Consider the following 26,603-nt stretch of genomic DNA (forward strand, 5'->3'; position numbering starts at 1 on the left):
ATCTCTACGACCGAGTAGCCAAAACATCGGCCGGGTGCATTTCATTTTTTGCGCGCCGTATTTTTTTAAAAAAAAAAGATATGTTAAGCGATAGATCGGATAAGTGATAAATGAAACACCAAGCGCCGTTAATGGCGGGATTAACCCACAGCAATGAAACCTAAAATTTAACGGCGAAAAATGAGCGCAGGGCGGACGGATAAAGCCCGATTTTATCGAAGCAATCCCAAACTAGGCGGAAAAATTGAGCGCGTTTTTGAGCGCAAAAAATGACCGCCTAGCCGATAAGTAAATATCGCTACCATCAGCGCAAAACGGTTTAACGGCTACGGAAATGACCGCTTTAACAAACCCTAAGCCCTAAGCGGTTAAAATGGCTCATAGGATTTTAAAACAAAGGCTAGGATATGCAAACTCTAACCATACGAGCAGACGAAACGCTAATAAGCCAAATAGTGGCGATAAGTAAAGCGTTAGCGGATACGACTAATCAAAAGTTGATTATCGACGAGGATTATCCGATCTACGACGACGGCAAGACAATGGAGCAAAGAATAGCCGGATACAAAGCCGACATAGAAGCGATCAGGCGCGGCGAGCTTGAAACCTATCCGCTAGAGACGTTAAAAGCCGAGATGGAAAAATGGTAATTAAGCGCACGGCTAGATTTAACCGCGAGCTAAAGACGGTATTTGGCTTTATTGCAAAAGATAGCCCGAGCAGGGCGCGAGATTTTAGAGACAAGCTGATCGCAAAGCTACAAGCAATAAGCGACAGCCCTCTTATGTATCGCAAGTCCGCAAGCTTTGACGATGAGCGCGTCAGAGACCTTATTTTTAAAAGCTACGTGATACCTTACGCGATAGAGGATGACGTTATTTATGTTTTGGGGATTTACGGCTCGAACGAGTGGCAGGTGTGAAACGAATAAAAACGGCTTTTGTTTCACAAACTAAGCTTAATTAAGTTTCGAGCCAAAAAAGCCGTGAAACATACCCAATTCTTAAGAAAATTTAGCCGTTTAAGCGTTTGAAACTTAAAAACGGCAAATGCTTAAATCTCAAAGTGCTTATTTTAGGGCATATCTGCGTTTTTGTATTGAAAACTAAACTTTTCATTACCGATTTTTTACCGCCGATTAGCTTAAACTTTTTAACAACTTCGTAAAGTGCCGCGAATGTGTTTTTAAGTGTGTAAAAATGGACTTTATTTTTTAGAGAAGTGCGACAAACACGATATTTAAAGCTAAATATCGAACAACCTCGCTTCCACCATTTATTTTAGTCTACATGACATTTATGCGCCAAATACCCTTGACTCCGAGCAAAGCGACTAAAGTACCTCCATAAATTTAATCAAACTCGCCCGTAAGCTACGGGCCAAATTTTAGTATAATACCTCAAATTTAACTAGGCAAAAGCGATGATAAACGACGAATTTTATATGTCTCTAGCCATAAAAAAGGCTTGGGAGTTTCAAATTTTAACCTACCCAAATCCCGCCGTCGGTTGCGCGGTTTTAGATGCCGGCGGTAGGCTGCTCTCGGTAGCCGCGCATAAAAAGGCAGGCTTTTTGCACGCCGAGCCAAGCGCGATTTTATTGGCGCTTTGCGAAAAAAGTGAGACGTTTTTGAGTAATTTTCTACGAGACTACAATGCGGCTTTGGGCGTCAAATTTGAAAACGCCGCAGAGCTTGAAAATGCGGACTTGGAGCCAAATTTCACGTATGAATACATCCTGCAAAATCACGACGATCTGCTAAAAGGCGCCAAGGCCTACGTGACGCTCGAGCCCTGCGCTCACCGCGGCAAAACTCCGCCATGCGCAGAGCTTTTAAGGCGGCTAAAATTTGCCGAAGTCGTTATCGCTAGAAGCGACGAAAACGCCGTGGCTAGCGGCGGCACGGATATCTTGCTAAGCGGCGGCGTAGCGGTCAAATTTGACGTACTAAGGCAGCAGGCGGACGATCTGGTTGAGCCGTTTTTATCGTGGCAGAAGGGGAATTTTAGCTTTTTTAAGCTCGCCCTTAGCGCAAACGGCGTCGCAGTAGGCACCGCGCAGAGCAAAATCATCTCAAATCTAGCCAGCCGCACCCACTCTCACCGCCTGCGTAGCGTGGCCGAGCTGCTAGTTATCGGCGGCGCCACCGTCCGCGCCGACCGCCCGAGGCTCGATACCAGACTGATAGAGGGCGGTAAAAACCCAAACGTGATGATCTACTCGCGCGAGCGCGAGTTTGACGCGTCTATACCGCTTTTTGGCGTGGCGGGCAGGAGCGTGCGCGTAACGAGCGATATAAACGAAGCCTTTGCGCCGCGTTTAACGATGTTTGAGGGCGGTGAAAACGCGCTAAAAGCGCTAGATGAGCGCGTAAATTGGCTGCTGCTCTACCGCTCGAGCGAGCTTTTAGACGCGCCTGCGGTAAGGCTAAATTTAAAACTCAAACCGCTATTTCACGGCGAGCTTGACGGCGACGTTTACGGGTGGTATAAATTTGGGCGGAGTTTATAAAATTCGTCTCAAAATTTTGATTACGCGCGGCATCTTATAAAACGGGGAGATTTGTATGCGATTGAGCTTTAGTAAAAGTCTTGGCGGGGGATTTAGGATTTATTCAAGTCAAAGCTTTGGGGCAAAAAAGATGACGCAGGCGCAGATAGCCGCAGCTAAAAAGGAACAATTTTAAAAAACGTAGCTCAAGTCTCCCAATTTTGCCTAGGCGATTTTTTGCAAAGGTGCGGATACGACGTAAAAACGGTAACATACGTCTCAAGTTGCGATTTTGGATTAAATAGTTCCGATTTTTTCAAAATAAGCGAAAATAGCGCGTCGTTTGATAGGCTCGTAGAGATACAAAAAGAAATAGGCACCGAAATCCAAAAGATAAATTTTTCAGGAGCGCTATCTGCTAAAAGGCGCGAACGGCTGACTGATTTGGCGTTTGAAATTAGCGATATATTAGGCAAAGCCTGCGCCGAAACGAATCCTAATGAAGCCATCTTACAAACCATAGCTCAAAAACGCCAAAAAAGCTATGAGGATATTAAAAGTGAGCGTAATAAGGCCGTTATGTCGCCGTTTAAAAAAATAATTTTCGGCATCGCTTTTGGGATTAGCGGATTTTTGGCTTTTGCCGGCGCGATGGCGCTTGCGTCAAACCGTGCAAGTTTGCTTGAGTTTATTGCGGTATTTATCTTGTTTTTTATGCCGCTAGTAGTTACGTTTATCTTATATAAAAGCAAACGGCAAAACCTAAAATTTAAGATAAAGCTAGCGCCCGTATTTTGCGTACGGTAGATTACGCAAATATTTAAAAACGCGACTACGCCGACTTTTTAACGAAATATTTTATAAATTTGCGCTATGATTTTGTAAATTTAAAGGAGAAAAATGAAAGAGATAACGCTAAACGGAGCGAAATTTAAAGTCGCGGCAAATACGATGGATGAGCTAAAAAACGAGGCTCTGGGCGATAAAAACGGCGAGATTTATAAATTTCTAGCCGAATTTAACGCGAGTGAGCCTGATATCTTTATCCTCGACGGCTTTGCGACGAAGGAAAATTTGGAGCTAAAAGACGGCTCAAACGTCGTATTTATCAGGCGTGGCGCGATGCCTGGGCGAGAAGTGCTAAAAGCTATGATCGCCTCCAGAAACAGCCCCGAGCTAAACGCGGCGCTAGCTGGCGGTTGCGTGGGTGTGGCGGGGCTGGGCGGTCTTGGCTCAAATATCGCGCTGAGCCTTGCCCGCACGGGCGTCGCCAAGCTCGTACTGGCCGACTTTGACGTCGTGGAGCCTAGCAACCTAAACCGCCAGCAGTACTTCGTCCGCCACATCGGCATGAAAAAGACGGACGCGCTAAAAGAGCTCATCGCTGAGGTAAATCCATTTGTCGAGGTCGTGACGCACGACGTGACGCTAACTGCTGCCAACGTCGCCGAGATTTTCGCGCCGTGCAGCATCATCTGCGAGGCGTTTGACAACGTCGCGGGCAAGGCGATGATGGTAAACGAGGCGGGCGCGAGCCTGCGGGATAAAAAGATCGTCGGGGCGTCGGGCATGGCGGGGCACTTTAGCTCAAATCTCATAAAAACGGTCAAATTTGCCAGAAACGTCTATCTGTGCGGCGATCTGCAAAATGCTGCGGGCGTAGGGCAGGGGCTCATGGCTGCGCGCGTGGCGATCTGCGCAAATCACGAGGCAAACCTTGCTATCAGGCTTTTGATGGGGCTTGAGGAGGTTTAGTTTTTTCGTTAGTTTTATTTGCGCAGGCGGAGCTTGGAAAAAGCCGCTAGCTTTACTTTTGCCGTTTTGCGTGTTTTAAAGGCTGCCCGCGCGGCAAAATAGGCCGGTAAATTTATGCCCGGTCTTCTTGCATAAATTTAGCCAGCGCCGTAGGTGCGTAATTTTGGGCTAAAATTTAAAAACTAAAAAAACTAAATTCGTTTTTCTTAAGCGGTTTTTGCGAAGGCTAAATTTAGGCGAGCGCCCTTAAATGGTATGCATGTCGTTCGTGCGCTAAATTTAAAGCTAACTCGCTTAAAATTTTAGAGAGTTATAAGCCGTGCTTGCAAGCTACGTTTATATGGGCCTGATTTATTTTAGCTTGCGCTGCTACGCGTAAATCTAAGCCGTAGGGTTAATGCCTACTTAAATTTAACTCAAAAAACTTGATATCTACCGCAGGCCGACCGATTTCGTAGTTTAGTTTATGGCTCGCATTTTACGATAAATTTAGCTTGGGCGCGGCGAGAGAGCTAAAGTCGCGTGCGTTCTAGCGCCGATGATACGCGTAAATACCGGCGGGATAGGGATTTGGCTTACGGTGACGGATTAGCGACTTAACAAACATATGCTTTTAGCTTGCGCTGCTTTGATTTTTGTTTTATTTTGCCGTGCGGTACATATCGTTTGAAGCGTGCGAAAGGTACGGATGATTCGTATTCGTCGTTTGGTAAATTCAGCTTTTTAAGGATCGGTTTTTTGGGTTTACTTTTTAAATTTACCGTAAATTCGGTATCTAAACGCAAGAACCGACCCGGATAAAATTATAATCCCGGCCAAAAGCCGTTTTAGCCGGGATTAGAGAGCTATTTTCCGGCCGTTAGCATCGTCTTTAGTATGCGCTTACCGACCTCGACGCCCGGCTGATCGTAGGTGTTTATGCCTAGCATTATGCCAGTAGCCGACGTGAGAAGCTCGAAATAATAAATCAAAAATCCCGCACTCGCCTCGTCTAACCGCTCAAGCTCGATGACGTCTACGCTGATGCCTTCTTGCACGAGCGCATGCATGGTGGCGCTGCACTGGGCGTTGATTAGCTCGCCCAAATTTAGCCCGTTTACAAAGTCGCAGCCCTCAAGGCCGTTTAGGCTAATGCTTGGTATCGCCGTGTTTGAGTCTGCGGCGGCTACCTTGATGAAGCTTACCGTTTTGTCCTTCACGCCGTCCATGATGAGCTGCAAAAAGCTGTGCTGATCGCGCGAGCCGATGAGTCCGACGGGCGTGAGTCCGTAGCGTTTGTAGCCCTTTTTCTTACCTAGGCTCTCCGCCCACAGCTGGACGTACCAGTCGTTAAACTCCAAAAATCTATCGCCGTAGCTAAATATCACGTTGATTTTGGCGTTTTTGTGCGTCGCGTAGTGGTAGGCTTTTTGTAGCAGCGTATCGTCGCCGTCTTCTAAAAATCGCTTTTTACACGCCCTGGCGCCTTCCAGTAGCGCCGCCGCGTCGTATCCGCACAGCATCAGCGGCACGAGTCCGATCGCGCTAAGCACGCTAAATCTACCGCCGACGTTTTTAGGTATATTAAAAAATTTGATGCCGTTTTGCTTCGCGTAGGCTTCTAGCGGCGAGGCGGGGTCTGTTATGACGATGAAATTTGCGCTCAAATTTGAGGGCTTAAAGCGCTCCAAAATGCACTTAAACAGAGTGATCGTCTCGATCGTAGTGCCTGATTTTGACGAGATGATAAAAAGCGTTTCGTCAAATTTGATGTTTTCGCAAACGCTCTCAAAGCTAAAGGCGTCCACGTTATCGAGAAAATAAAGCTCACGCTCGCGGCTCCTTTTAGCGCTTGAGAGCATCGTTTTTAGCGCCTTGACGCCCAGGCTGCTACCGCCGATGCCTACTAGCACTACGCTTTTTACGTGCGCGAGCGTCGTTTCAAACTCGGCGATTTCGCTTAGTAAATTTGCGCCGATTTCTGGCAGGTGATAGTAGCCGATCTCGCCGCCTTTTAGCTCGTCGTTCATGCGTTTGGCGTAGGAGCCGATCGCGCTTAGCGGCGTTTTTTCGAAAAATAGCTCATTTTTTAGCATTTTTGCCTAGCTCGTAGAAGAAATTTGTCGCCTGCACGAAGCCCTCGACGCTACCGCAGTCAAAGCGCTTGCCTTTAAATTTATACGCCAGCACCATGCCGTCTTTGGCTTGCTCTTTTAGCGCGTCGGTGATTTGCACTTCGCCGTTCTTGCCGGGTTTGGTGCGCTCTAGGATCGTGAAAATATCAGGCGTCAGGATGTAGCGGCCGATGACGGCTAGGTTGCTCGGAGCTTCTTTAGGGTCGGGTTTTTCGACCATGTCGCTAACCATCAGCAGATCGTCCTCGATCGCGCGGCCCGTGACGATGCCGTAGTTTTTGCTCTGCTCGATCGGCACTTCCATTACGGCAACGATGCTGCAGCGGTATTTTTCGTAAATTTTTACCATTTGAGATAGCACGCCTTCACCCTCTTCGTTGATGCACAGGTCATCGGCCAGCACTACGCCAAACGGCTCGTCTCGCACGAGGACTTTACCCGTGTGGATGGCGTTGCCTAGGCCCCTCATGCTCTCTTGGCGCGTGAATGAAAACGTGCAGCGCGCCATCAGCTCTCTGATCTCAGTTAGCAGGTGTTCTTTATTGGTGCCAGATATCTGATGCTCGAGCTCGTAGCTGATATCAAAATAATCCTCCAGCGCGCGCTTGCCGCGACCGGTTATAAACGCCATGTTTTTCATACCGGCCTCTAGCGCCTCGTCCACGCCGTAGTGAATGAGCGGTTTTGTGAGGATCGGCAGCATCTCTTTTGGTAGCGATTTAGTCGCGGGCAAAAATCTCGTGCCGTAGCCCGCAGCCGGAAATAAACAAGTTTGTATCATAATTTTCCTTTTGATTTTTTAGGAGATTATAGCGAGTTTTGGCTTATTTAATGTATTAAGGAGGATTTAGCGATAAATTTGCGGCTTGCCTTGCAAGGGCAACGAAGTGAAATCATTAAAAGTCATCTCACGATACGTTGCCTTAATTATTGACGTTCAAATTTGAAGTTAAAATTACAAATTTTACTTGCCGAGATTTGCATCTTTATGGCGCTAATTTTATTTTCGTCAAATTTAACTTTACGTATTTGTAGCTTCTAAAAAATTAAAGCTTTCCTCTTTTATTGGGAGAGGAAGGGGATTCTACTTACGGAGCGTCGCCCCTTCCTCTCCCAAGCCCTCTCTAACCCCACTGCACGTTTAAGGTGGCGACACTGCTTTGCTCGCGCAAAGCGTCGCATATTTTAATAATTAAATTTAAAAATACACTGCACGATAGTATCAAATTTAACCAATTTAAATTTCGCGTTTTCAAGACTCGAGTTTCGGTGTGTAAAATTTATCAAAATTTTAATCTCGATAAATTTAAATAAAAGCTAAAAATAAAACGTGAATTTGCGAATTTAAAAGATAAGTACTCTAAATTTAACGCATAAATTTACGCCGCTAGGGCAAATTTGACTGCCGGGCGGCGGCAAATTTATATCCCTCTAAACGCCGCCTTTGCGTTTTCTAGGTCGTTTGCGTCTGGGTGAGTTGCGGCTCTAGCCCATCTGGCTTCGCGCTCAGGGGTTACGGCGTAGCGCGGGTCGTTTGGTGCGGCTTCGCCCATTTTGCGTAGTTGCTCGATGACCTTTGGATCGATCGCGCCCTGACAGTAAAACTCGCGTAAAATTTCATTTTCGCCCTCGCGCAATACGACTTTTGCTTTTTCTAGGCAGTTCATCGCGTGCTCGTGCTCGGGATCCATGCCTAGCGTCATAAATACGCCGACTTTCTTGCCCCTTACCTCGCGCAAAAAGCGTTTAAATTTAGGCTCCGCGTCGCCCTTATCGACGTAAAATCCAAGCGCGATAAAGTCGTAACTGTCCAAATTTAGGTGCAGATCCTCGGTAAATTTGACCGCTTTGCAGCCAAGTTCGTTTGCGATGGCAAGACCGACTTTCTCGGTATTTCCCGTCGCGCTCGTGTAGATAACTATTTTTTTCATTCAAAGTCCTTTTGTGAGATATTTGCTACTTCGGTGCCGATCGACATACCCCAAAATACGCCGTCGATCGTGTAGTTTAAAAAACCGTTTTCTATGCGCATATAGCCTTTGCTCTCGCATTTTTTGAAAAACTCCGTTAGCGCGTCAAACGTCTCGCCCTCAACCAGGCTTTTTACCTGCGCGAGGTCGATTTTCGGGTACATAAAGAGGCTTTTTAGCCGTCCCTCGGCGCGCTGTTTGTCGTCTACTTTGTTTATCATACGCATTTTTTCTTTAGCGTTATAGATGTCGTAGTAGCCTAGCCTTCCGCCCGAGCCTCTTCCTAGTGGCAGGATATCGGCGCCTTGGTGGCTTAGGCGGATATACTGATAGCGGTCGCGGCCGATGCGGTTAAATTTAGTATGCTCTAGCACCTCGTAGTTGCCCGTGCCTAGCAGCTTTTCAAAGAAAGCGTTGTGTAGCTCGTGCTCGTAGTTCACGTCGTAGTAGTCCTGCGTTACGGTCTTTGCGAGCTGCGATTTTTCAAAAAGCTGAAGCGAATAAAAGCTCGTGCTGTCGATTTCTAGCTCATCTACTAGGCGCGCGTCTTCTAGCACTTCGTCTATCGTTTGCTCAGGGTAGTTAAATATAATATCCGTGCAAACCATGCCGCTAAAATTTTGCTTGATCATTTTTAGGTGCTCTATCGCGCCTTTTTTGTCGTGGACGCGGTTTAGCAGTTTGCGACCTTTGTCCGAAAACGTCTGCACGCCGATGCTAAAGCGGTTTACGCCTAGGCTTTCTAGTAGGCGTACTTTGCTCAAATTTAGATTATGCAGCGTGGTTTCTAGACTAAATTCGCAGTCGTCCGAGATATTAAAATTTGATCGCAGAGCCGTGATGATCGGTTCTAGGTGCTTTTCTTTTAGTATCGTCGGAGTGCCGCCGCCAAAATATACGCTGCGGATATTTTTAGCTTGCAGATACGGAAATTTGCCGTATTTCCTGGTCTCGCCCAGCAGATACTGCGCGTAGCTGTCTAGCTCGTCTTCTAGTTTCGTGCGGTTCATCGAGCAAAACGAGCAGATATTATCGCAAAAAGGCACGTGGATATAGATCACGCCGTCTTTTTGCGCGGGCAGCTCCTCGGTTAAAAATTTCTCCACCTCGGCGTTAGTCGCCATTTTTATTTTTTTGGGACGCGTCGGCCCTGCGTGCCCCTTTTGTCTGATTTCAAACATTTCGCGCCGCCGCTAGTTTTCCATACTATTTACTATATTTATGACTTCGTCGCGTAGGCTCTCGACCGTTAGTTCGGCTTTTTTCTCAAACGGTACGAACACCTCGCCCTCGTCGCAGGCGATATGCATGCCGTCCTCGGTGATGTCGGTCATTTTGACGTTTTGCGGGTTGGTAAAGCCGCCGAATCTCGCGCACATATCCTCGGTAATGCCGATGAAGTTATCGTTCATCATTCCTAGCGCCATCTCTTTGGCTTCTCTTGCTTCTTCGTCCAGCTTCATATTATCTCCTTAGTTAAAAATGATATTTGTTATTTTAACCGTTTCTAGCTGAATTTTAGCCCTTAACAAGCACGATTCGCCCGTTTTTTATCTCGTAAATTTTATCTGCCGCGTCAAAATACGCATCGTCGTGGCTGATCGCAAAAATCGTGTAGCCTTGCGCCTTAAGCCCCAGTAAAAACTCAGTGTAAAAATGCCGCCTAAACTCTGGGTCTTGATCGGCCGCCCACTCGTCAAGGATCAAAAATTTGCGCTTTTCAAGCAGCGCCGCGACCATCGCAAGGCGCTTTTTCTGGCCTTGAGAGAGATTTAGCGTGCTAAATTTTCCGTCCTTGACGCTTACTTTATTTTCTATCGACATCTTTTTTAGCAGCACCTCTATCAGCGCCTCGTCGTCGCTCATAACCTCGTCAAAGAGATAAAAGTCGCTAAACACAGCACTGATCGTATTTGCGTAGCTTTTTAAATTTGACTCGGTAATCTTGACGTCGTCGGCGAACATCTCGCCGCTTTTTGGCGCTAAAAGCCCCGCTAAAATCATAAACAGCGTGCTTTTGCCGCTTCCGTTTTTGCCGATCAAAAACACCGTCTCGCCGCGTCTGATCTCTAAATTTATATCTTTTAACGCAAATTCGCTCCCCTCGTCGTAGGCGAAATTTATATCTTTTAGGCGTAGTTTTTGCCAAATTTGCGGAGTTGTCTCGCCTAGCTCAAATTCCGGCTCAAAGGGTGCTAGGTCTAGCTTTTTTAGCCGCTCGTAGGCGATACGCGCGCGAAAGACGCTAGGCACGGAGTAAAGCAGCATCATGAGAGGCGCTCGCAAAAAAAGTATCGCCAAAGCCACCGTGATCGCGTCTTGTAGGCTTGCGGCGCCGCAAGCTAGGCAAAAATATATCTCGATGCCCACGGCGCCCAGCATCACGGTGTTTAGCCAGTTGCTCATAAAGGACTGATGGATCTCAGCTTTTACGATATTTTCGCGCAGGCTTTTTGCGTTGGGTATGAAACGCTCCAGAAAAAGTCGCTTCGCACGGGCTAAATTTAAGCTAAGCTCCCTATGCCCCTCGATGCAGGTCTGATAGTCGCGGTATAGCGCGTCCTCGCACTTGCGGTATTGCTCGAAGTATTTGTGGATATTTTTGATCGAGCGCTTGCAGATCCACGTCGCCGCGCCCGTCCAAAGCACCAAAAACACGAAAATCTCGGCCGAGATATATAGCACATAAGCACCCGTCGCGCCGATGATGAGCACGCCTTGGATGATGCTTGGCACCTGCATAAAGCCGTCGGTTAGGCTGCGCACGTCGCTTGAGAGCGAGGCGATCAAATTCGACTTGCCCGCGGCTACGATTTTTTGATTTGCGGTATCTAGAATCCTTTTTATCGTTTTGGTGCGCAGTTCGTAGACAAAATCGTTGCCGATCACGCTAAGAGCGATGCGCGAGAGCACCGAAAAGCCCAAAAACAAAATCAAAAGCGCGAAAAACGCGAGCAAAATTTGGGTGTCTTGTTCTTTTAAATTTAAGAGGTATTTGTTTATAAAGGCTAGTATTAGGATCCCCGAGCCGCTAAAAACGGCGCTAGATACGATCATAGCGATGATTTGCCAAAGCGTTTTTTTTGAGATTTTTTTAAACATTTTCATTCTTTTTTGAGAGCTTATTTCATTTTAGCCGCCATTTTATAAGAATATTTTTAAAATTTCGCTAAAATCTGGCTTTATTTAAAGGAGAAAATTGCAAACGGTTTTGCGGGTCGTATCGACCAAAACTGAAGCCAAAAAATCGACGTTTTTGTGTTTTTTGTGCCCTATTTCGGAGTTTAAGGCCTTGCACGAGCGCCTAAAGGCCGAGCATCCAAAGGCCGCGCACGTCGTGTGGGCGCTGCGCGAGCGAAACGGCTACGGTCAGATAGTAGAAAATCAAAGCGACGACGGCGAGCCAAAGGGCACGAGCGGACAGCCCTCGCTAAACGCGCTCAGAGGCGCCCAGCTCGTAAACGCGGGCGCGCTCATTGTTCGGTATTTCGGCGGGATAAAGCTAGGCACGGGCGGACTCGTGCGAGCGTATGGCGCAGCGGTAAACGCGGCAATAGAGGAGGCCTCGGCCTGCGGCGCGCTGGCTAAATTTGAGATAAAATCGCTTTGCCTGTTTTTTACGCCATACGCGCTTGGCTCGCGCTTTGAGCACTATTTTGAAAAGCGAAATTTAAGCTTTGAGCGCGAATTTAACGAGGAGGGCGCGATCTGGCGAGCGGAGTTTAACAGCGCCGAATTTGAGGAATTTCAGGCATTTGCGAGTGGGTTTGAGCAAGAAGGGTTTAAATTTTACGCCTTGCCTCTATGATTTTGGGGATAACGGCTCGTCTTTTGAGCGTCTTTGAATGAGCTTGCAAAAATATCGCTGCGGCAACCTATTTGGTTAGCCTTGCTCATTTTTGCTTCACAACATTCAAATCCATCTCAAAACAAGCGTAGCGTTTTTGCGAAGCAAAATGTTTCTATAAAATACTTGGCCTTATCGCTTTACGTTCAAAATTTGCCCGAATCAAATTTAATCAAAAATTTAAGCCGCAAGAAGCAAAAATGCTTGGCAAAACGTTAGCTTGCGGGCAGGCGGTTAGCGCTTGTGCGGGCGACGCAAACCAAAAGAGCAGATCTGCACGGGCGACGCCAAAGCCGCCTAGACCGTTTTAAAAGCACCGTCTTTGAGTTTTATTTCTTGACGGCGAAATTTTAGATTTTATCGGATTTTTTGAAATGAGGCATTAAATTTTGGTCGTAAAGCAGGGTAAATTTACTCAGACGCTTGGATATTTCGCACCCTGTCCGTGCTAAATTAAAGCGTCAAATTTAATACGTACAAGTCGGACGAGGGCAAGAATCTAAAACTAAGCTTAAGTGATGGCGCCAAGTTGTATTTTATAAATTTAAGTCCTTTTGCTGCGTCGCCAAATTTTATTCTTAGCGCATTTTGGTTGATTTAACCTAGCCGTCGCGATTTAACGGCTAAATTTAACCGAGCCGCAAAAGCCGCCTTAGCGCAGCGAACATTTTGATAAAAATCTAAAACCGTCCGTCTAGCCGCTTTAACCAAAAGTCCAAATTTGCCTGCTCGGCTTTTAGCGTCGTTTTTTCGCCGTGTCCGGGATAAAGCGTAAAATCCCCCTGCATTTTTTTGCATTTTAGCAGGCTTTGGCGCATATCCTCGGCGTTTGAAAACAAAAAATCATAGCGTCCGATCGAGCCTTTAAATAAAAAGTCTCCGCTAAAAATAACGTCGTCCACGCGCACCATACAGCATCCCGGCGTATGTCCCGGAAAATGCATAAACTCGATCTCAAAGTCTTCTATCTTAAATTTAGCGTCCTCAAATTTCGCTCCGCCTACGCAGATCGCCTCGTCGGTCGTCTCGTATCCTGCGCCCCAAACGTCGTCTTTTAGCATAAAGGCATCGTTATTATGAATGTGCGTAGAAATATTAAAAAAATTTTTTAAGCGGGCGCAGTCAAAAATATGGTCAAAGTGTCCGTGCGTGTTTAGTATCGTGAGTGGAGCGTGTGAAATTTCGCAAACGTAATTAAACGAATCTTGTCCCGCATCAATGATGATTTCACGCCCATTTTTGGATATTACGTAGCAATTAGTTTGATAATCGCCGCATGGTTTTGATAAAATTTTCAAGCTAGTCCTTTTGTAAATTTTAATTAAAATAGATTGTATATTTTTTAAGCTTAAAAGTTAAATTTATAATTATAAATGTATAATTAAGAAAAAAGTTAAATTTGACGGCGGAGACGATGAGAGATTGGGCGAAGATTAGCGAGAAAATCGTAGAATTTTTGACGAGCTACCTTAAAAAAAGCGGCGCAAATGGTTTTGTTTTGGGCGTTAGCGGCGGTCTGGACTCTGCCGTTGTAGCCGCTCTTTGCGCGCGCACGGGCTTTGAAATGCATGCGCTTTTGATGCCGACGAAGTACTCAAACGAGCGAAATTTAAGTGACGCGCTAAAGCTTTGCGAAGATCTAAAAATAACGCATAAAATCATCGAAATCCAGCCGATTTTGGATAGTTTTACCGCGCAAATCGGCGAGCCGCTGTCAAATTTGCGTATGGGAAACCTAAGCGCAAGAGCCAGGATGTGCCTGCTTTATGACTATTCGGCAAAGATAAACGCGCTAGTTGTGGGTACTAGCAACAAAAGCGAACGCCTTCTTGGATACGGTACGATCTACGGCGATATGGCGTGCGCGCTAAATCCGATCGGCGAGCTTTTTAAGACTGAAATTTACGAGCTGGCGCGCGAACTAGGCATCGATGAAAAAATCATCGCAAAAGCCCCGTCTGCCGACCTTTGGGAAGGGCAAAGCGACGAGGTTGATATAGGCTATAGCTACGAGCGGCTGGATGAAGTTTTACGTCTGACGCAGAGTAAAAGCGAGGCTGAACTGGCGCGAGAATTTGATCAAAAGCTCGTCTCTACGGTGTTTTCAAGAATGAGAGCAAATAAATTTAAGCTCTCGTTGCCGCCAATTGCTAGCCTAGAGGACGAGTAAAATTTGAGCTAAATTTACCGGTTTTGGCGCGTAAATTTAGCTGAGACTTTTTGCTATATAAACGGTAAAACGCCCTAAAACGAGAAAATACAGGCTCGCGGCAGCGAGCGCAGATTAAATTTGCTCGCAAGTTTGATTTAATCTCGCGGCGGCAAGTGCTAGTTTGGCGGCTTGGACGCGTCGTTTGATGCGAGCGGAAAAACATAAGGGGCTGATTTAAACGAGCGTAAAATCATAAAATCTCGCGCTAAAGTCGGTCGATATTAAAAACAAGAAAAGGTAAAAAATAAAAATAAGGAGGTCAGAATGGAAGAAATAGCGTTTTTTAGACCGTCTATCGACGATACGGAGATAAATCTCATCAAAGAGGCGCTAAAAGACCACGGCTCGGCGATCGTGGGAAGATTTGAGAGCGAGCTACAGGAGTATTTTGGCGTCAAGCACGCCATAACGACGAATAACAACAGCGCGGCGCATCATCTGGCGCTTTGTTCGATGGATCTAAAGCGCGGCGATAAGATCATCTGCTCGGTAAATTCTACCCCTAGCGTCGCGCAGGCGATTAGGCATTTTGACGCCGAGCCGATATTTGTCGATATAAACGAAGACGACTTTAATATGAACGCCGAGTCTCTAAGAAATACGCTAAAAATCCACAATCACAAAAAGCTAAAAGGAATCTTCGTAAATCATATAGGCGGGCAGGCTGCCGATATGGACGAGATATACGACATCGCTAACGAATACGAAATAAAAGTGCTAAGCGATGCGGGAAAATCTATAGGACTAACGTATAACGGCGTCAAAATCGGCTCTGATAAGCGCTCGCTAGTCTCTTGCTTTAATATGCATTCGCAAATGACTAATCCAATCGCGACGGCGGGATTTATGCTCACTAACGACGATGCTATCGCCGAGCGCGCTAGGCTGCTACGCAACTATGCCATCGTAAAAGGCGGCATAGATAAAGACGGCAACCTAGGCTATATCTACGACGTCGTGGATATCGGCGTGAAGTATGATCTAACCGGACTTTGCGCCGCATACTCGATGGCTCAGTTTGAAAAAAACGATAAATTTATCCAGCGTCGCCGCGCTATCGCCGCGCTGTACGACGAGGCGCTAGCAGACTGCCCGCACGTCTCGCTTCCGATCAAAAAACGCGATCACATATATATCCAGTACATCATCAAAATCGACAAAAATCGCGACGGGTTTGCCAAAGAGCTGCTAGAGCGCGGCATTCACACGGCGCTTCACTATAAGCCTATGCATCTTTTAAGCTACTATAAAAGTAAATATTCGCTTAAGGTAAATTCTTTTCCTAACGCGTTAAGGACGTATCAGCAGGTGCTTTCGCTTCCGGTTTATAACGCGCTTAGCGACGAGGAGGCGCACCGCGTGTGCGAGACTATGCTGGAGATAGCTAGAACTCGTGCTTAAGCGCCAAATTTACGCCTTTGCGCAGGAGTATTTTTACGCTCCGAATTTATGGCAAAAGTGCCTAGCTATAGCGCTTTTGCCATTAAGCGCGCTTTACTGCGCGGGCGTGATTTTAAAGGCTAAATTTAGCCGAGCCGAGGATTTTGGCTTGCCGATTATCAGCATCGGAAATTTAATTCTAGGCGGCAGCGGAAAGACGCCGCTTGGTATTTCTATATTAAACGAATTTGAGGGCGGCGTCGTCATTTTGCGAGGCTACGGCAGAGCTTCAAGCGGACTCGTCAAGGTCGCGATCTCGGGCGAAATTTTGGTGGGCGTCACGGCTAGCGGCGACGAGGCGATGGAGTACGCAAAAAGCGTGAAAAACGCAAACGTCATCGTGAGCGAAAACCGCGACATCGCCATAAACGAGGCCAAAAAAATAGGCGCAAAGTACGTACTGCTCGATGACGGCTTCGGCAAATTTCACATCAAAAAATTTAACGTCCTGATCCGCCCATCCGCAAAGCCGTATTTTGATTTCGTCCTACCTAGCGGCGCGTATCGCTACCCGAGCAAATTTTACGCCAAAGCCGACTACGTCGTAAAAGAGGGCGAGGACTTTACGCGCACAAGCGAAATTTTAAACCAGACGCCAAAGATGGTTTTGGTGACTGCTATCGCAAATCCGCAGCGCCTGGAGCCCTATTTTAGCCTTTGCGTAGGGTGCGAAATTTATCCCGATCACTACGCGTTTTCGCGGGACGAGCTAGGGAGTATACTAGGGCGCTACGGCGCGACCTCGCTTTTGGTTACGCGAAAAGATGCCGTAAAGATGGATGAATTTGGTCTGCCGCTCTCCGTCATCGCGCTAAAAACGACGCTGGCGGATAAATTTAAACGAATTATCAAAGAGAAAATTCTATAATCTGCTAAAAATTTTAGGACGCTTTAATGAAATTCGTACTAACTTCTTGCGCCGATAAGGCCGCAGCCAAAGCTCTAGCCAAAAAGCTCGTAAAAGCTAAATTTGCCGCTTGCGTCAGCGTTTTTAAGACAAATAGCGTTCATTTTTGGGACGGCGAGGTAAAGGACGAAAAGGAGCGGGTTTTGCTCGTAAAAACCGCGGTTAAATTTAAAAAAGTTGCTAAATTTATCGCAAAACATCACGACTACGAGCTGCCCGAGATTGTGGCTTTTAAGGCGGATAAAGCTAGTAAAAAATACAAAAAATGGATAAAAAAGGAAAGTAAATGAAGTTATTTCAAACTAGAGCAAGCGAGGGCGAGAGCCTAAAAAGCGTAGAATTTAGCCAAGCGCTACTGAGCCCTAGCTCCGCTCACGGTGGGCTTTACGCACCGACAGAGTTGCCGCGACTGGACGATAAATTTTTTGCGGAGGCGGTAAATTTAACATACGCGCAAATCGCTCTGAAAATTATAGAGAAATTTGGATTTGACGCGGATGCGGCGATGTTTGAGAGGGCGGTGAAGCGGTACGAGAGATTTGACGATCCGCAAAATCCTGTGCAAGTGCGAAAAATCGGCGAAAACCTCTACGTAAACGAGCTTTATCATGGTCCTACGCGCGCGTTTAAGGATATGGCGCTACAGCCGTTTGGCGCGCTGCTTAGCGAGCTAGCCGCAAAAAGAGGCGAAAAATACCTCATAATGTGCGCGACTAGCGGCGACACGGGACCTGCGACGCTAGAGACGTTCGCGGACGCGCCCGGCGTCAAGGTGGTCTGCCTCTATCCAAAAGACGGTACGAGTGAGGTGCAGCGCCTACAAATGATCAACGCAGATGCTGCAAACCTCAAAGTAATCGGCATCGAGGGCAACTTCGACGATGCGCAACGCGCGCTAAAAAGCTTGCTTGCTAGCGATAAATTTAAAGAGCGTCTAAGCGCTGCCGGACTCTCGCTCTCGGCGGCAAATTCGGTAAATTTCGGGCGAATTTTGTTTCAGATCATCTATCACGTTTACGCCCACGTCTACCTGCTAAAAACGGGCGCGCTAAAGGGCGAATTTGACATCGTCGTGCCTAGCGGTAACTTCGGCAACGCCCTAGGCGCATACTACGCTAAAAAAATGGGCGCGAAAATCGGCAAAATCAAAATCGTCTCAAACGCAAACAACATCCTGACTGAGTTTTTCACGCAGGGGCGATACGATCTGCGCGGCAAAAGCCTGGTTAAGACGATCAGTCCAGCCATGGATATCCTGGTTTCTTCAAACGTCGAGAGGCTGCTCTTTGATAAATTTGGCGCTGTGCGAACTAAGGAACTTATGGACAATCTTGCTAGCGATGGCTTTTACGAGCTTTCAAATAGCGAGCTAGACGCGCTAAAAGAGGACTTTGACGCTGATTTTTGCAGCGACGAGGAGTGTGAGAAATTTATAAAAGAGTGGGCGGCAAAAGGCGTCGCAGTCGATCCTCACACGGCTACTTGCTTTAAAGCGGCGGCAAATTTAGCGCGTCCGTGCGTGATAACATCGACCGCGCACTGGGTCAAATTTGCTCCGAGTATGTTTAAGGCGCTAAAAAATGAAACACTAAAAGACGAAAAAAGCGGGCTTAAGGCCTTGGCAGCGGAGTTTAACGACGAAGTGCCAGGCGCGATAAGGTCGCTCTTTACAAAAGCCGCCGTGCATAACGAAATCGCCGCAAAAAGCGATATAGAGGCTAAAATTTTAGCCTGGATCGAGCGATGATCATCATCCCTGCAAGGCTCGCCTCGACGCGAATGCCTAATAAAATTTTACGCGAGATAAACGGCGTGCCGATGTTTGTCGCTACGGCGCGCAAGGTGAGTGCGGCGGACGAAGTCGTGATCGCCGCAGACGACGAGGGCGTAGTGCAGATCGCGCAAAAATTCGGCTTTAAAGCCGTGATGACGAGCCAGGCGCATCAAAGCGGAACCGACCGCATCAACGAAGCTGCGGGAATACTCGGTGTCAAAGATAGCGAAATCATCATAAACGTGCAGGCCGATGAGCCCTTTATCGAGCCTGAAAATATCGTCAAATTTAGAGAATTTTGCGAGAAAAACGCGGAGAGAGCATTTATGTTTTCGTGTTTTAAATTTGTCGGCAGCGAGCTAGCGGACGATAAAAACCTGGTCAAGGTCGTGACCGACGACGCGGGCTACGCGCTTTATTTTTCGCGCTCGCGCATCCCGTTTGACCGCGCGCCGTTTGACGCGTACAAGGCGCATCTGGGCATCTACGGCTACAGCGCGGCAAATTTAAAAAGATTTTGCTCATTTGCGCCGTCGACTCTCGAAAATACCGAAAAGCTCGAGCAACTGCGCGCTCTATCAAACGGCGAGAAAATCCTCATGCTCGAAGTGCAAAGCGACAGCATCGGTATCGACTGCGAGGAGGATCTGCAAAGGGCGCGAGCGAAATTCGGCATTAGCGTCAGCTAAGACCGCAAGCGATAAAAAAGCTAAATTTGACTAAAACCGAGGCTAGTAAAATTTACTATGGAGTAAATGCTACGGCTATGCTCTCGTAAGCCGCCTCGTAGGCAAGAGTCCGCGGGTCAAATTTGCCTAATGAAACTCACCCTAGAGCTTTCGTACGGCGCTTAAGGCCGCCGCGCCGCAAAGATAAAATACGTCGGTTAAATTTTAAATTTAACCAGCCTATAGGTCGGATCAAAGCGAAAAGCTAGCAAATTTTGCAAAATCCCAAAAAGGCACATAAAAGTAACGAAGCTACTGCCGCCGTAGCTGTAAAACGGCAGCGGGATGCCCACCACCGGCGCAAATCCTATCGTCATCATGATATTTACGCTAACGTAGATAAACAAGAGTATCCCAATCCCAGACGTCATGGTCTGGGTGAAATAATCATCTTTTAGCCCGTAGTTTAGGCTGAGCAGATGAGCTATCAGCGCGCCGTAAAAGCTAAGTAGCGCAAGCCCGCCGTAAAATCCGTATCGCTCGATCGTGTAAGCAAAAATAAAATCGCTAGTGGAAATGGGTAAAAATTTAAAATGCGTCTGCGTAGCTTCGTCTTTTGGTTTGCCCTTTAGTCCGCCGCTGCCGATAGCGATGATGCTTTGGCGTACGTGGTAGTTAGACTCCTCGCTTAAAAAATCGGTAATGCGCTTTTTTTGATAATCGTGCAAATTTTCGTAAATCAAGGGGGCGGCGAGCAAAATCCCCGCAAATATCGCAAACCAGATTTTTTTATTTACCCCGATGATAAAAAGCACGGCGTAGCCCACGATGAGTAGTATCAAAGCGGTGCCTAAATCAGGCTCTTTTAAAATCAGCACGAAAGGCAAAAGGATGTAAAGGCTAAGCCGTCCAAAATCTTTAAGTCCGTACCCCTCTTCGCCGGGCGGGTGCTGTTTTATGAGGTAGCCTAGCATCAAAAGAAGCGCCGGTTTCATGATCTCTGATGGCTGAAGCGTAAAGTGGATAAAAGGAAACTCAAGCCATCTTTTTGCGCCCAGTTTGCTTGCGCCAAAAAGATCGACGCAAATAAGCAGCACGACGCAAATCCAGTAAAATAGCGGTATGAGCCAGGCGATCTTGCGAATGGGGAGCAAAAAGAAAAATAAAAACGCAGCTAGACCCACGCCGAAATATACAAGCTGCTTGCCGGCTAGGATAGAATTTGCCTCAGAAACCAAAATGTATGATAAAATAATAATAGGAAGTATCAAAAACGGCTGAACGAAGTCAAAATGGGTTAAAATTCGCCTATCGAGTCTTATCAAAAATTTGCCTTTTTTGAGCGATTATAGCATTTTAAAGGAAACAAATCTAAAAATGACGGAAAAAGAGATCAAAATTTTAGAAGATGCGAAGGCGAGGGCGGACGCGTTTTTGGCGGCCGAGCTAAACGTCGCTAGAAACCAAGCGCTAAATTTGATAAAAAGCGGGCTGGTTAGCCTAAACGGCAAGCCGCTAACTAAGCCCTCCGCAAAGCTAAATTTAGGCGACGTTTTGAGGATAAAATTTGAGCAAAGCGAGCCTAATACGGCTAAATTTGAAGCGGAATTCGAAGTGCCGATCATTTACGAGGACGAGGATTTGCTCGTGCTAAATAAACCGGCAAATTTAGTCGTCCATCCAGCTCCCAGCGTCAAGGAGCCTACGCTTGTGGATTGGCTCGGGGCAAAGGGATTTTTGCTGTCGAATTTAAGCGGACAAAGCAGGGCGGGTATCGTGCACAGGCTAGATAAAGGCACTAGCGGAGCTATCGTCGTAGCTAAAAACAACGCCGCTCACGCCGCGCTTTCAAGTCAGCTAAGCGACAAAAGTATGGGGCGCATATATCTAGCGCTAACGGATTTGCCGCTCAAGCAAAACTGCATCGTCGAGCGAGCTATCGGACGAAATCCCGCTAACCGCCTAAAAAAGGCGATAGTTTCAAGCGGTCGCGCGGCAAAAAGCGCCTTTGCGAATTTGCTTTTTGGCGAATTTGACGGCTCCGCGCAGGGTAAAAACGCGGGCGTAAATTTGATCGCGGCAAAGCTTTTTACAGGCAGAACTCATCAGATAAGAGTGCATCTAGCTAGCCTAAACCGCCATATTTTGGGCGATGCTTTATACGGTTTTAAGAGCGAAAAGGATAAAATCGGCCGAGTAATGCTTCACGCCTACGGGCTATATTTCACGCATCCGCGCACGGGCGGGCAAATGAGCTTTGTCGCGCCTATTTGGGATGATTTTAGTGAAATTTTACTTAGCAAATTTAGCAAGGAGAATATAGATGAAAAGATTGATTTTATGGGGCTTAGCGAGCTCTTTAGCCGTTATGATGAGTGGATGCGTATCATCTAGCGGTCCCGCGCAAGTAAATGCGAATTTACCGACCGTCCAGAGCCTAAAAACCATAAGCGATATGACTGAAGTTGGCTTTGAGTGGACGCCGACTCCGACTTCAAACGTCGCGGGCTACTATCTATACCGCTCAAATCCAAACGAAAATAACGGCAAAATGAAGGTCGTAGCCGACATAAAAGACCGCTTTGCCAGCCACTATGTGGACGCAAATTTAGCCCCAGAGACGACATACTCGTACGAGATGAGGACGTATAACGAGAGCAAACAAGTCTCAAATCAAGGCATCGTCGTTAGCGCGACGACTAAGCCTCTTATGGACTCGGTACCTTTCGTTAGAGCGCTTACGAATTTACCTGAGCGCGTAAAACTCATCTGGAGACCGCATCCTGATCTTCGCACGGCGTCTTACGTCATCGAAAAAGCAGATATAAATAAAGAAAATTGGAGGCAAATCGCCGAGGTAAAAGGCAGACTAAACGCCGAGTATATCGATGACGACGTGAAGTCTGGCAAAAGCTACAAGTATAGAGTTTTCGTAAAAACGACTAGCGGCACGATCTCAAAACCGAGCGAGATCGTGGACTCTACAACAAAGCAACTACCAAACGAGGTCGTAAACGCCCAAGCTACTCAAAACGCGCCTAAAAAGATTATTTTGATATGGGATAGCGTGGCTAGCGACGACTTTGCCTACTATAAAATTTACAGCGCGTCAAGTAAATTTATGCCCTACACTTATCTTGTTAAAACCACGTCAAACAGCTACGAGGATCTCATAAACGAAAACGGCGCGACAAGATACTATAAAATCACCATCGTCGATAAAGACGGCCTAGAGTCTAAAAAGCCTAGCGAGCCTATCATTGGCATGACGCTAGGAGCTATCGACGCGCCGGTCGTATCATCTATCGTGGCCGACAGCACGGCGGTTAAGCTCACGTGGAACGCCTCTGATAAGGCTAGAAGCTTTACCGTTATAAGAGACGGCGGCGGAAGCGAGCAAAAATTTACAAATATAACGGGCAACGAATTCGTCGATAACGGCGTTGCTTACGGGCAAAAATACAGCTATAAAGTGATCGCCGTAGATGAATACGGCATAAGCTCCGATGCTTCTGCAAAAGCCGAGATAACCGTCGAATAATGCCCAATTTTATAGCTAAAAACGTAAATTTTACTCCAAAAGATTGCGGCGAGATAAGCTTTTTGTGGGAGGCTCGCGGCAGGCAAGGCGTTAGCCTCGTTTATACCAAAAGCTCTAGCGAGGAGTTTTTTATCACGCTAAAAAAGCGCGAAAATGATTGGGTAGTAAAAGGCGAAAAGCTAACAAAACCTGCTAAAATAGGGCTTTTGCAAAATGCTCTGGTTAAATTTAAAGAGCTTTATTGCGATCAAATTTTAAGTGAAGCCATCGCGGTAAAAAATACGCGCCTCACGCAAAAATATTCGGCGATCTTTAGCGTGGGCGAGCTGCTTGAGAATTTAACTAAGAGCGAATTTGAGAGCAAATTTATCGAGATCGGATTTGGTTCGGGCAGGCACTTGCTATTCCAGGCGGAAAATAATCCAAATACCCTAGTCGTCGGCATCGAGGTCTATAAACCCTCGCTCGAGCAGGTCGCAAAGCTGGCTAAAGCTAAAAATCTAAACAACGTCATGCTCGTAAACTGCGACGCGAGACTGCTTTTGTCGCTCGTGGAGTCAAATTTTATAGATAAGATTTTCTTGCATTTTCCCGTACCTTGGGACGACGCTCCTCATAGGCGCGTAGCCTCGGCGAAATTTGCCCTAGGGTGCGAACGAACGCTAAAAGCTGGCGGCAAATTTGAGCTAAGAACCGATAGCCGCGAGTATGCGGACTTTACTTTGGCGCAAATTTTAGATCTAAGCGACGCCGACGTGCAAATTTATAAAAACCGCAATCTAAAAGTAAGCAGCAAATATGAAGACCGCTGGAAAAGGCATCAAAAAGATATTTACGACGTTATCTTTACCTGCGAAAAGCAAAGCAAGCCTAGAGCAGATCAGGGCGAGCTAAAATTTGAAAACGGCTACGACACGAGTAAGATCACGGCTAAATTTAGCAACCAAACGATAAAAGAGGATGATTTTTTCTTGCATTTAGAGGAAAAATACGAAAAAGAGGGCGGCGAAATTTTAATTCGCGCGGCGTTTGGTGCATTTAACGCACCCGAGCATTGCTATGTCTTGCTCGGCGAAAAAGGCGCGGAATATTTTATAAAAAAGCCGCTCGTTACGGCTGAAAATTTAAAGGCGCATCTTGCGTTTAAGGAGTATTTAGCGGATGCAAAAAATAATTAGCGCAAGCGGACTGTGCCTAGGGTACGAGAACGAGCAAAATCTAATAACGGACGCTAAATTTGACATTTATTCTGATGATTTCGTTTTTATCACGGGGCAAAGCGGTAGCGGTAAGTCCACGCTTTTAAAGTCTTTTTACGGCCAGATGAAGCCAAGCGCGGGTTCTTTGAGCGTTTGTTTGACGGATATGACGGATATAACTCAGCAAAATTTAGACAAACTAAGGCAACGAATCGGCGTGGTTTTTCAAAATTATCGCTTGATAAGCGAGTGGAATATCGAAAAAAACGTGATGTTGCCGTTGATGATAAAAGGTCTAAGCGCAAGCGTCTGTAAAAATCAGGCGACCAAGCTTTTAAAGCACGTAAATTTGCTCCATAGAGCCGATAAATTTCCAAACGAGCTAAGCGGCGGAGAACAGCAGCGAGCAGCGATGGCTAGGGCTTTGGCGCATAATCCGAATTTGTTGCTTTGCGACGAGCCGACTGGTAGCCTAGATGAATACTCAAGCGACGTTATTTGGGGACTTTTGCGCTCGGCAAAAGAGTATCTTGGCACTTGTATCGTCGTAGTTACGCACCATATACCGGTATCGCTAAGAGTGCCTTATAGACATCTGGTTATAGAAAACGGACGCATATATGAAATCCTTTAAAAATCACCTTAGCGTTATCATCCCGCTCGTAGCCTTGCTTGCTGGTATAGAGTTTATCTTGTCGGCAAATCGCGCCCTTAGCGAATACGAAAATATGATGAACAAAGACTATACCATCATCATCGTGAGTCAAAACGAACTAAACGCTACCGACGTAAAGCCGCTTGTTTATACGTTTGAGTCGCTTGAGCCTCTTAGCTCAAAATCCGTATTAGAAAAGCTATCAAAGGACATCTCGGCTAAAAATATCGCCGTTTTGCAAGAGGCTTTGCCTAAATTTTACTCGCTTAGACTAAATGCCTTCCCAAGTACGCAATACATGAGCGAAATCAAAGATAAAATAGCAAAAATCGCGGGCGTGAGCAGGGTAGAGACGTTTTCTAAAACGCACGATAAGGTCTATAAAATTTTACAGCTCGTTAAAAATATTTCGGCGATATTTTCCTGCCTCATCGGACTCATCGGCCTTATGCTTATCTTAAAGCAGATGCGAATTTGGCTTTACGAGCATAAGGAACGTATCGAGATCATGACGCTGCTTGGCGCTCCTTCGTGGCTAAAATCTGGCGCGCTATACAAAACCGCGCTATTTGATTCGTTTATCGCAACCGTTTTTACGGTTGTTTTTTACGCGTTTTTACCTGATTTTCAGCCCGTAAAAGACGCTGCGAGCGGTTTAAATATAAATTTCCCCGCAATCGATGCGTTTTATGACGGAGCGATGCTGCTTTTAGTCTCTTTGACGCTTAGTTTTCTAGCCGTTTATACCGTTATGCGAAAGAGTAGAACGGGTATATGAGAGTCGCCTTGCTTTTGCTAGCGGCTTTTTGCGCGCTTTTGGCTAATACTAACGAAAAAATCAGAAACCAAACGACTTATCTTGAGTCCTCAAAAGACCTTGAAAAACAGCTGAATAAAAAATTAGACGACCTAGCCGGCGATATCATAGGCGGCGAAAAAAGCGTTAAACAAACCGATGATAAGATGAAAGAGCTCATCATGCAAATAGCGCAGCTGGAAAATAGCGCTAAAAGCGCGGGCAACGAGCTTGATGAGCTGGTAAATCAAAATAAAAATTTAACCCAAAGTCAAAAAGATATCCAAAAAAGTATCGTGCGTATCATATCAGACGAGTTTTCATTTGATCTTATAATGCCTAAAGAATACGCCGAGGGCGAAGATAGCATCATCGCCACGGAGATACTAAGTAAGTTAAATTCGGTACTAAAAGACGATTTTAACGCGCTTGCCAAGCAGTATGAAAGTACGCAAAATTTGATAAAAACCCAAAACGATAAGATAGAGGGCATAAAATCAAATTTAAAAAATTTTAAATTCAAGCAAGCCGAGCTAGTTTCCCTGCAAGATAAGCAGATGAAAACGCTGGCAAATTTAAAGCGAGATAAAGAAATTTATCAAAAGCAACTCTCGCGCCTGCAAGCCCAACAAGACGAGATCAGAAAGACGCTAGAAGAGCTAAAAATCGTCGCAAAAAGAGAGAGCGAAGAGGCTAAAAAAGCTCTAGCCGCGCAAAAAGCGGCCGAAGCCAAAGCTCAAAAAAATAAGAACAATAAAAAAGGCGAGGCCGGCGTGAGCGCGTCTGATGGCGACGTGAAGCAGTTTGGCTCGAGCTATCAAACTAGCCTCGTGAAAAAATATAGCGGCGAAAAAACGATCGCACCGCTTGAGAGCTTTACCGTTAAGCAAAAATTCGGCAACTACGTAGACCCTATCTATAGCATCAAAATTTTTAACGAATCGGTCGTGCTAAGCGCAAATTCGCCGGACGCGAAGGTAAAAAGCGTATTTAACGGTAAAGTGGTCTTTGCTAAAGAAACCGCGATGCTAGATAAAGTCGTAATTATCGAAAATCCAAACGGCATCCACACTATCTACGCACACCTTAGCCAGATCGCTCCTACCGTAAAAGTAGGCGCTAAAGTGCAAAAAGGCTATGTCATCGGTCGCGTTCAGCGAGATCTCACCTTTGAAGTTACGCAAAAAAACTATCATATAGATCCGCTTGAGATAATCGGCTTAAAATAGCCGTTT

General features: G+C 46.3%; 26 protein-coding genes. 18 read left to right on the plus strand and 8 right to left on the minus strand.

Features of this window, described 5'->3' with window-relative positions:
* The first annotated feature begins 407 nt into the window (after positions 1–407).
* The 5 genes from QZ157_RS04590 to thiF all read left to right on the plus strand — a co-directional run bounded on the left by QZ157_RS04590 (position 408) and on the right by thiF (position 4,245).
* On the plus strand, positions 408–650 hold the full coding sequence (locus QZ157_RS04590) for a hypothetical protein (RefSeq protein ID WP_295142439.1): 243 nt from the start codon (positions 408–410) through the stop codon (positions 648–650).
* Positions 644–922 (plus strand): type II toxin-antitoxin system RelE/ParE family toxin, encoded by a 279-nt coding sequence (locus QZ157_RS04595; RefSeq protein WP_295142442.1) that lies wholly within the window; start codon positions 644–646, stop codon positions 920–922. Before QZ157_RS04590 ends, QZ157_RS04595 begins: the two co-directional genes overlap by 7 nt.
* 500 nt (positions 923–1,422) lie before the next feature.
* The gene (ribD, locus tag QZ157_RS04600; RefSeq protein ID WP_295142444.1) at positions 1,423–2,511 is read left to right on the plus strand and encodes a bifunctional diaminohydroxyphosphoribosylaminopyrimidine deaminase/5-amino-6-(5-phosphoribosylamino)uracil reductase RibD; all 1,089 of its coding nucleotides are present in this window, start codon (positions 1,423–1,425) and stop codon (positions 2,509–2,511) included.
* Positions 2,512–2,727: 216 nt separating this feature from the next.
* Complete coding sequence (locus tag QZ157_RS04605; protein ID WP_295142446.1) at positions 2,728–3,297, plus strand: hypothetical protein; 570 nt, start codon at positions 2,728–2,730, stop codon at positions 3,295–3,297.
* A 93-nt stretch (positions 3,298–3,390) separates the two neighbouring features.
* Complete coding sequence (gene thiF, locus QZ157_RS04610; RefSeq protein WP_295142449.1) at positions 3,391–4,245, plus strand: sulfur carrier protein ThiS adenylyltransferase ThiF; 855 nt, start codon at positions 3,391–3,393, stop codon at positions 4,243–4,245.
* 845 nt (positions 4,246–5,090) lie between these two features.
* Here the strand turns inward: thiF and QZ157_RS04615 are convergent.
* From QZ157_RS04615 to QZ157_RS04640, 6 genes are all read right to left on the minus strand, one after another.
* Positions 5,091–6,320 carry a glucose-6-phosphate isomerase gene (locus tag QZ157_RS04615; protein ID WP_295142452.1) on the minus strand — a complete coding sequence of 410 codons (1,230 nt, stop codon included), beginning with the start codon at positions 6,318–6,320 and terminating at the stop codon, positions 5,091–5,093.
* Positions 6,307–7,140: a UTP--glucose-1-phosphate uridylyltransferase GalU gene (galU, locus tag QZ157_RS04620; RefSeq protein WP_009492940.1), complete on the minus strand. Its 834-nt coding sequence runs from the start codon at positions 7,138–7,140 to the stop codon at positions 6,307–6,309. The genes QZ157_RS04615 and galU overlap by 14 nt, the downstream gene beginning before the upstream one ends.
* Positions 7,141–7,780: 640 nt before the next feature.
* On the minus strand, positions 7,781–8,290 hold the full coding sequence (locus QZ157_RS04625) for a flavodoxin family protein (protein WP_295142457.1): 510 nt from the start codon (positions 8,288–8,290) through the stop codon (positions 7,781–7,783).
* Positions 8,287–9,510, minus strand: a complete 1,224-nt coding sequence (locus QZ157_RS04630) for a radical SAM protein (protein WP_295142460.1) — start codon at positions 9,508–9,510, stop codon at positions 8,287–8,289. The genes QZ157_RS04625 and QZ157_RS04630 overlap by 4 nt, the downstream gene beginning before the upstream one ends.
* 12 nt (positions 9,511–9,522) lie before the next feature.
* Positions 9,523–9,792 carry a DUF2470 domain-containing protein gene (locus QZ157_RS04635; RefSeq protein ID WP_295142463.1) on the minus strand — a complete coding sequence of 90 codons (270 nt, stop codon included), beginning with the start codon at positions 9,790–9,792 and terminating at the stop codon, positions 9,523–9,525.
* A gap of 55 nt (positions 9,793–9,847) precedes the next feature.
* Positions 9,848–11,431: a cyclic peptide export ABC transporter gene (locus QZ157_RS04640; protein WP_295142465.1), complete on the minus strand. Its 1,584-nt coding sequence runs from the start codon at positions 11,429–11,431 to the stop codon at positions 9,848–9,850.
* Between the two features lie 97 nt (positions 11,432–11,528).
* On the opposite strand from QZ157_RS04640, the gene QZ157_RS04645 reads away from it, so the two are divergent.
* Entirely contained in the window at positions 11,529–12,137 is a 609-nt protein-coding gene (locus QZ157_RS04645) for a YigZ family protein (protein WP_295142467.1), read from the plus strand.
* A gap of 719 nt (positions 12,138–12,856) precedes the next feature.
* Here QZ157_RS04645 and QZ157_RS04650 read toward each other — a convergent pair.
* Entirely contained in the window at positions 12,857–13,474 is a 618-nt protein-coding gene (locus QZ157_RS04650; RefSeq protein ID WP_295142469.1) for an MBL fold metallo-hydrolase, read from the minus strand.
* A 116-nt stretch (positions 13,475–13,590) separates the two neighbouring features.
* Between QZ157_RS04650 and QZ157_RS04655 the strand changes: the two genes are divergently transcribed.
* The 6 genes from QZ157_RS04655 to kdsB all read left to right on the plus strand — a co-directional run bounded on the left by QZ157_RS04655 (position 13,591) and on the right by kdsB (position 19,198).
* Complete coding sequence (locus tag QZ157_RS04655; protein WP_295142472.1) at positions 13,591–14,346, plus strand: NAD+ synthase; 756 nt, start codon at positions 13,591–13,593, stop codon at positions 14,344–14,346.
* A gap of 306 nt (positions 14,347–14,652) precedes the next feature.
* Positions 14,653–15,789: a DegT/DnrJ/EryC1/StrS aminotransferase family protein gene (locus QZ157_RS04660; protein WP_295142475.1), complete on the plus strand. Its 1,137-nt coding sequence runs from the start codon at positions 14,653–14,655 to the stop codon at positions 15,787–15,789.
* Complete coding sequence (locus tag QZ157_RS04665; RefSeq protein ID WP_295142478.1) at positions 15,782–16,696, plus strand: tetraacyldisaccharide 4'-kinase; 915 nt, start codon at positions 15,782–15,784, stop codon at positions 16,694–16,696. Before QZ157_RS04660 ends, QZ157_RS04665 begins: the two co-directional genes overlap by 8 nt.
* 26 nt (positions 16,697–16,722) lie before the next feature.
* A complete protein-coding gene (gene cutA / locus QZ157_RS04670) occupies positions 16,723–17,025 on the plus strand; it encodes a divalent cation tolerance protein CutA (RefSeq protein WP_295142480.1) in 303 nt (100 codons plus the stop codon).
* Positions 17,022–18,482 carry a threonine synthase gene (thrC, locus tag QZ157_RS04675; RefSeq protein ID WP_295142482.1) on the plus strand — a complete coding sequence of 487 codons (1,461 nt, stop codon included), beginning with the start codon at positions 17,022–17,024 and terminating at the stop codon, positions 18,480–18,482. The genes cutA and thrC overlap by 4 nt, the downstream gene beginning before the upstream one ends.
* Positions 18,479–19,198, plus strand: a complete 720-nt coding sequence (kdsB, locus tag QZ157_RS04680) for a 3-deoxy-manno-octulosonate cytidylyltransferase (protein WP_295142485.1) — start codon at positions 18,479–18,481, stop codon at positions 19,196–19,198. Before thrC ends, kdsB begins: the two co-directional genes overlap by 4 nt.
* A gap of 197 nt (positions 19,199–19,395) precedes the next feature.
* On the opposite strand, the gene QZ157_RS04685 is transcribed toward kdsB, so the two are convergent.
* Positions 19,396–20,502 carry an FtsW/RodA/SpoVE family cell cycle protein gene (locus QZ157_RS04685; RefSeq protein WP_295142488.1) on the minus strand — a complete coding sequence of 369 codons (1,107 nt, stop codon included), beginning with the start codon at positions 20,500–20,502 and terminating at the stop codon, positions 19,396–19,398.
* Between the two features lie 52 nt (positions 20,503–20,554).
* Between QZ157_RS04685 and QZ157_RS04690 the strand changes: the two genes are divergently transcribed.
* The 6 genes from QZ157_RS04690 to QZ157_RS04715 are packed head-to-tail and all read left to right on the plus strand — an operon-like array spanning position 20,555 to position 26,597.
* Positions 20,555–21,571: an RluA family pseudouridine synthase gene (locus QZ157_RS04690; RefSeq protein ID WP_295142491.1), complete on the plus strand. Its 1,017-nt coding sequence runs from the start codon at positions 20,555–20,557 to the stop codon at positions 21,569–21,571.
* Positions 21,501–22,718, plus strand: a complete 1,218-nt coding sequence (locus QZ157_RS04695) for a hypothetical protein (protein WP_295142494.1) — start codon at positions 21,501–21,503, stop codon at positions 22,716–22,718. Before QZ157_RS04690 ends, QZ157_RS04695 begins: the two co-directional genes overlap by 71 nt.
* Positions 22,718–23,896: a tRNA (guanosine(46)-N7)-methyltransferase TrmB gene (gene trmB, locus QZ157_RS04700; protein ID WP_295142497.1), complete on the plus strand. Its 1,179-nt coding sequence runs from the start codon at positions 22,718–22,720 to the stop codon at positions 23,894–23,896. Before QZ157_RS04695 ends, trmB begins: the two co-directional genes overlap by 1 nt.
* Complete coding sequence (locus QZ157_RS04705; RefSeq protein ID WP_295142499.1) at positions 23,880–24,551, plus strand: ABC transporter ATP-binding protein; 672 nt, start codon at positions 23,880–23,882, stop codon at positions 24,549–24,551. Before trmB ends, QZ157_RS04705 begins: the two co-directional genes overlap by 17 nt.
* Entirely contained in the window at positions 24,538–25,350 is an 813-nt protein-coding gene (locus tag QZ157_RS04710; protein WP_295142501.1) for an FtsX-like permease family protein, read from the plus strand. The genes QZ157_RS04705 and QZ157_RS04710 overlap by 14 nt, the downstream gene beginning before the upstream one ends.
* On the plus strand, positions 25,347–26,597 hold the full coding sequence (locus tag QZ157_RS04715; RefSeq protein ID WP_295142503.1) for a peptidoglycan DD-metalloendopeptidase family protein: 1,251 nt from the start codon (positions 25,347–25,349) through the stop codon (positions 26,595–26,597). Before QZ157_RS04710 ends, QZ157_RS04715 begins: the two co-directional genes overlap by 4 nt.
* The last annotated feature ends 6 nt before the right edge of the window (positions 26,598–26,603 follow it).

The sequence above is a fragment of the uncultured Campylobacter sp. genome (assembly GCF_905372745.1).
Taxonomy (GTDB): Bacteria; Campylobacterota; Campylobacteria; order Campylobacterales; family Campylobacteraceae; genus Campylobacter_A.

Coding starts and splice junctions, on each gene's coding strand:
- trmB (WP_295142497.1), top strand. CDS start 22,718: ATGCCCAATTTTATAGCTAAAAACGTAAATTTTACTCCAAAAGATTGC.
- QZ157_RS04660 (WP_295142475.1), top strand. CDS start 14,653: ATGGAAGAAATAGCGTTTTTTAGACCGTCTATCGACGATACGGAGATA.
- QZ157_RS04695 (WP_295142494.1), top strand. CDS start 21,501: ATGAAAAGATTGATTTTATGGGGCTTAGCGAGCTCTTTAGCCGTTATG.
- QZ157_RS04615 (WP_295142452.1), bottom strand. CDS start 6,320: ATGCTAAAAAATGAGCTATTTTTCGAAAAAACGCCGCTAAGCGCGATC.
- QZ157_RS04710 (WP_295142501.1), top strand. CDS start 24,538: ATGAAATCCTTTAAAAATCACCTTAGCGTTATCATCCCGCTCGTAGCC.
- thiF (WP_295142449.1), top strand. CDS start 3,391: ATGAAAGAGATAACGCTAAACGGAGCGAAATTTAAAGTCGCGGCAAAT.
- QZ157_RS04590 (WP_295142439.1), top strand. CDS start 408: ATGCAAACTCTAACCATACGAGCAGACGAAACGCTAATAAGCCAAATA.
- ribD (WP_295142444.1), top strand. CDS start 1,423: ATGATAAACGACGAATTTTATATGTCTCTAGCCATAAAAAAGGCTTGG.
- cutA (WP_295142480.1), top strand. CDS start 16,723: ATGAAATTCGTACTAACTTCTTGCGCCGATAAGGCCGCAGCCAAAGCT.
- QZ157_RS04705 (WP_295142499.1), top strand. CDS start 23,880: ATGCAAAAAATAATTAGCGCAAGCGGACTGTGCCTAGGGTACGAGAAC.
- QZ157_RS04625 (WP_295142457.1), bottom strand. CDS start 8,290: ATGAAAAAAATAGTTATCTACACGAGCGCGACGGGAAATACCGAGAAA.
- kdsB (WP_295142485.1), top strand. CDS start 18,479: ATGATCATCATCCCTGCAAGGCTCGCCTCGACGCGAATGCCTAATAAA.
- QZ157_RS04595 (WP_295142442.1), top strand. CDS start 644: ATGGTAATTAAGCGCACGGCTAGATTTAACCGCGAGCTAAAGACGGTA.
- QZ157_RS04635 (WP_295142463.1), bottom strand. CDS start 9,792: ATGAAGCTGGACGAAGAAGCAAGAGAAGCCAAAGAGATGGCGCTAGGA.
- thrC (WP_295142482.1), top strand. CDS start 17,022: ATGAAGTTATTTCAAACTAGAGCAAGCGAGGGCGAGAGCCTAAAAAGC.
- QZ157_RS04690 (WP_295142491.1), top strand. CDS start 20,555: ATGACGGAAAAAGAGATCAAAATTTTAGAAGATGCGAAGGCGAGGGCG.
- QZ157_RS04640 (WP_295142465.1), bottom strand. CDS start 11,431: ATGTTTAAAAAAATCTCAAAAAAAACGCTTTGGCAAATCATCGCTATG.
- QZ157_RS04715 (WP_295142503.1), top strand. CDS start 25,347: ATGAGAGTCGCCTTGCTTTTGCTAGCGGCTTTTTGCGCGCTTTTGGCT.
- QZ157_RS04630 (WP_295142460.1), bottom strand. CDS start 9,510: ATGTTTGAAATCAGACAAAAGGGGCACGCAGGGCCGACGCGTCCCAAA.
- galU (WP_009492940.1), bottom strand. CDS start 7,140: ATGATACAAACTTGTTTATTTCCGGCTGCGGGCTACGGCACGAGATTT.
- QZ157_RS04655 (WP_295142472.1), top strand. CDS start 13,591: ATGAGAGATTGGGCGAAGATTAGCGAGAAAATCGTAGAATTTTTGACG.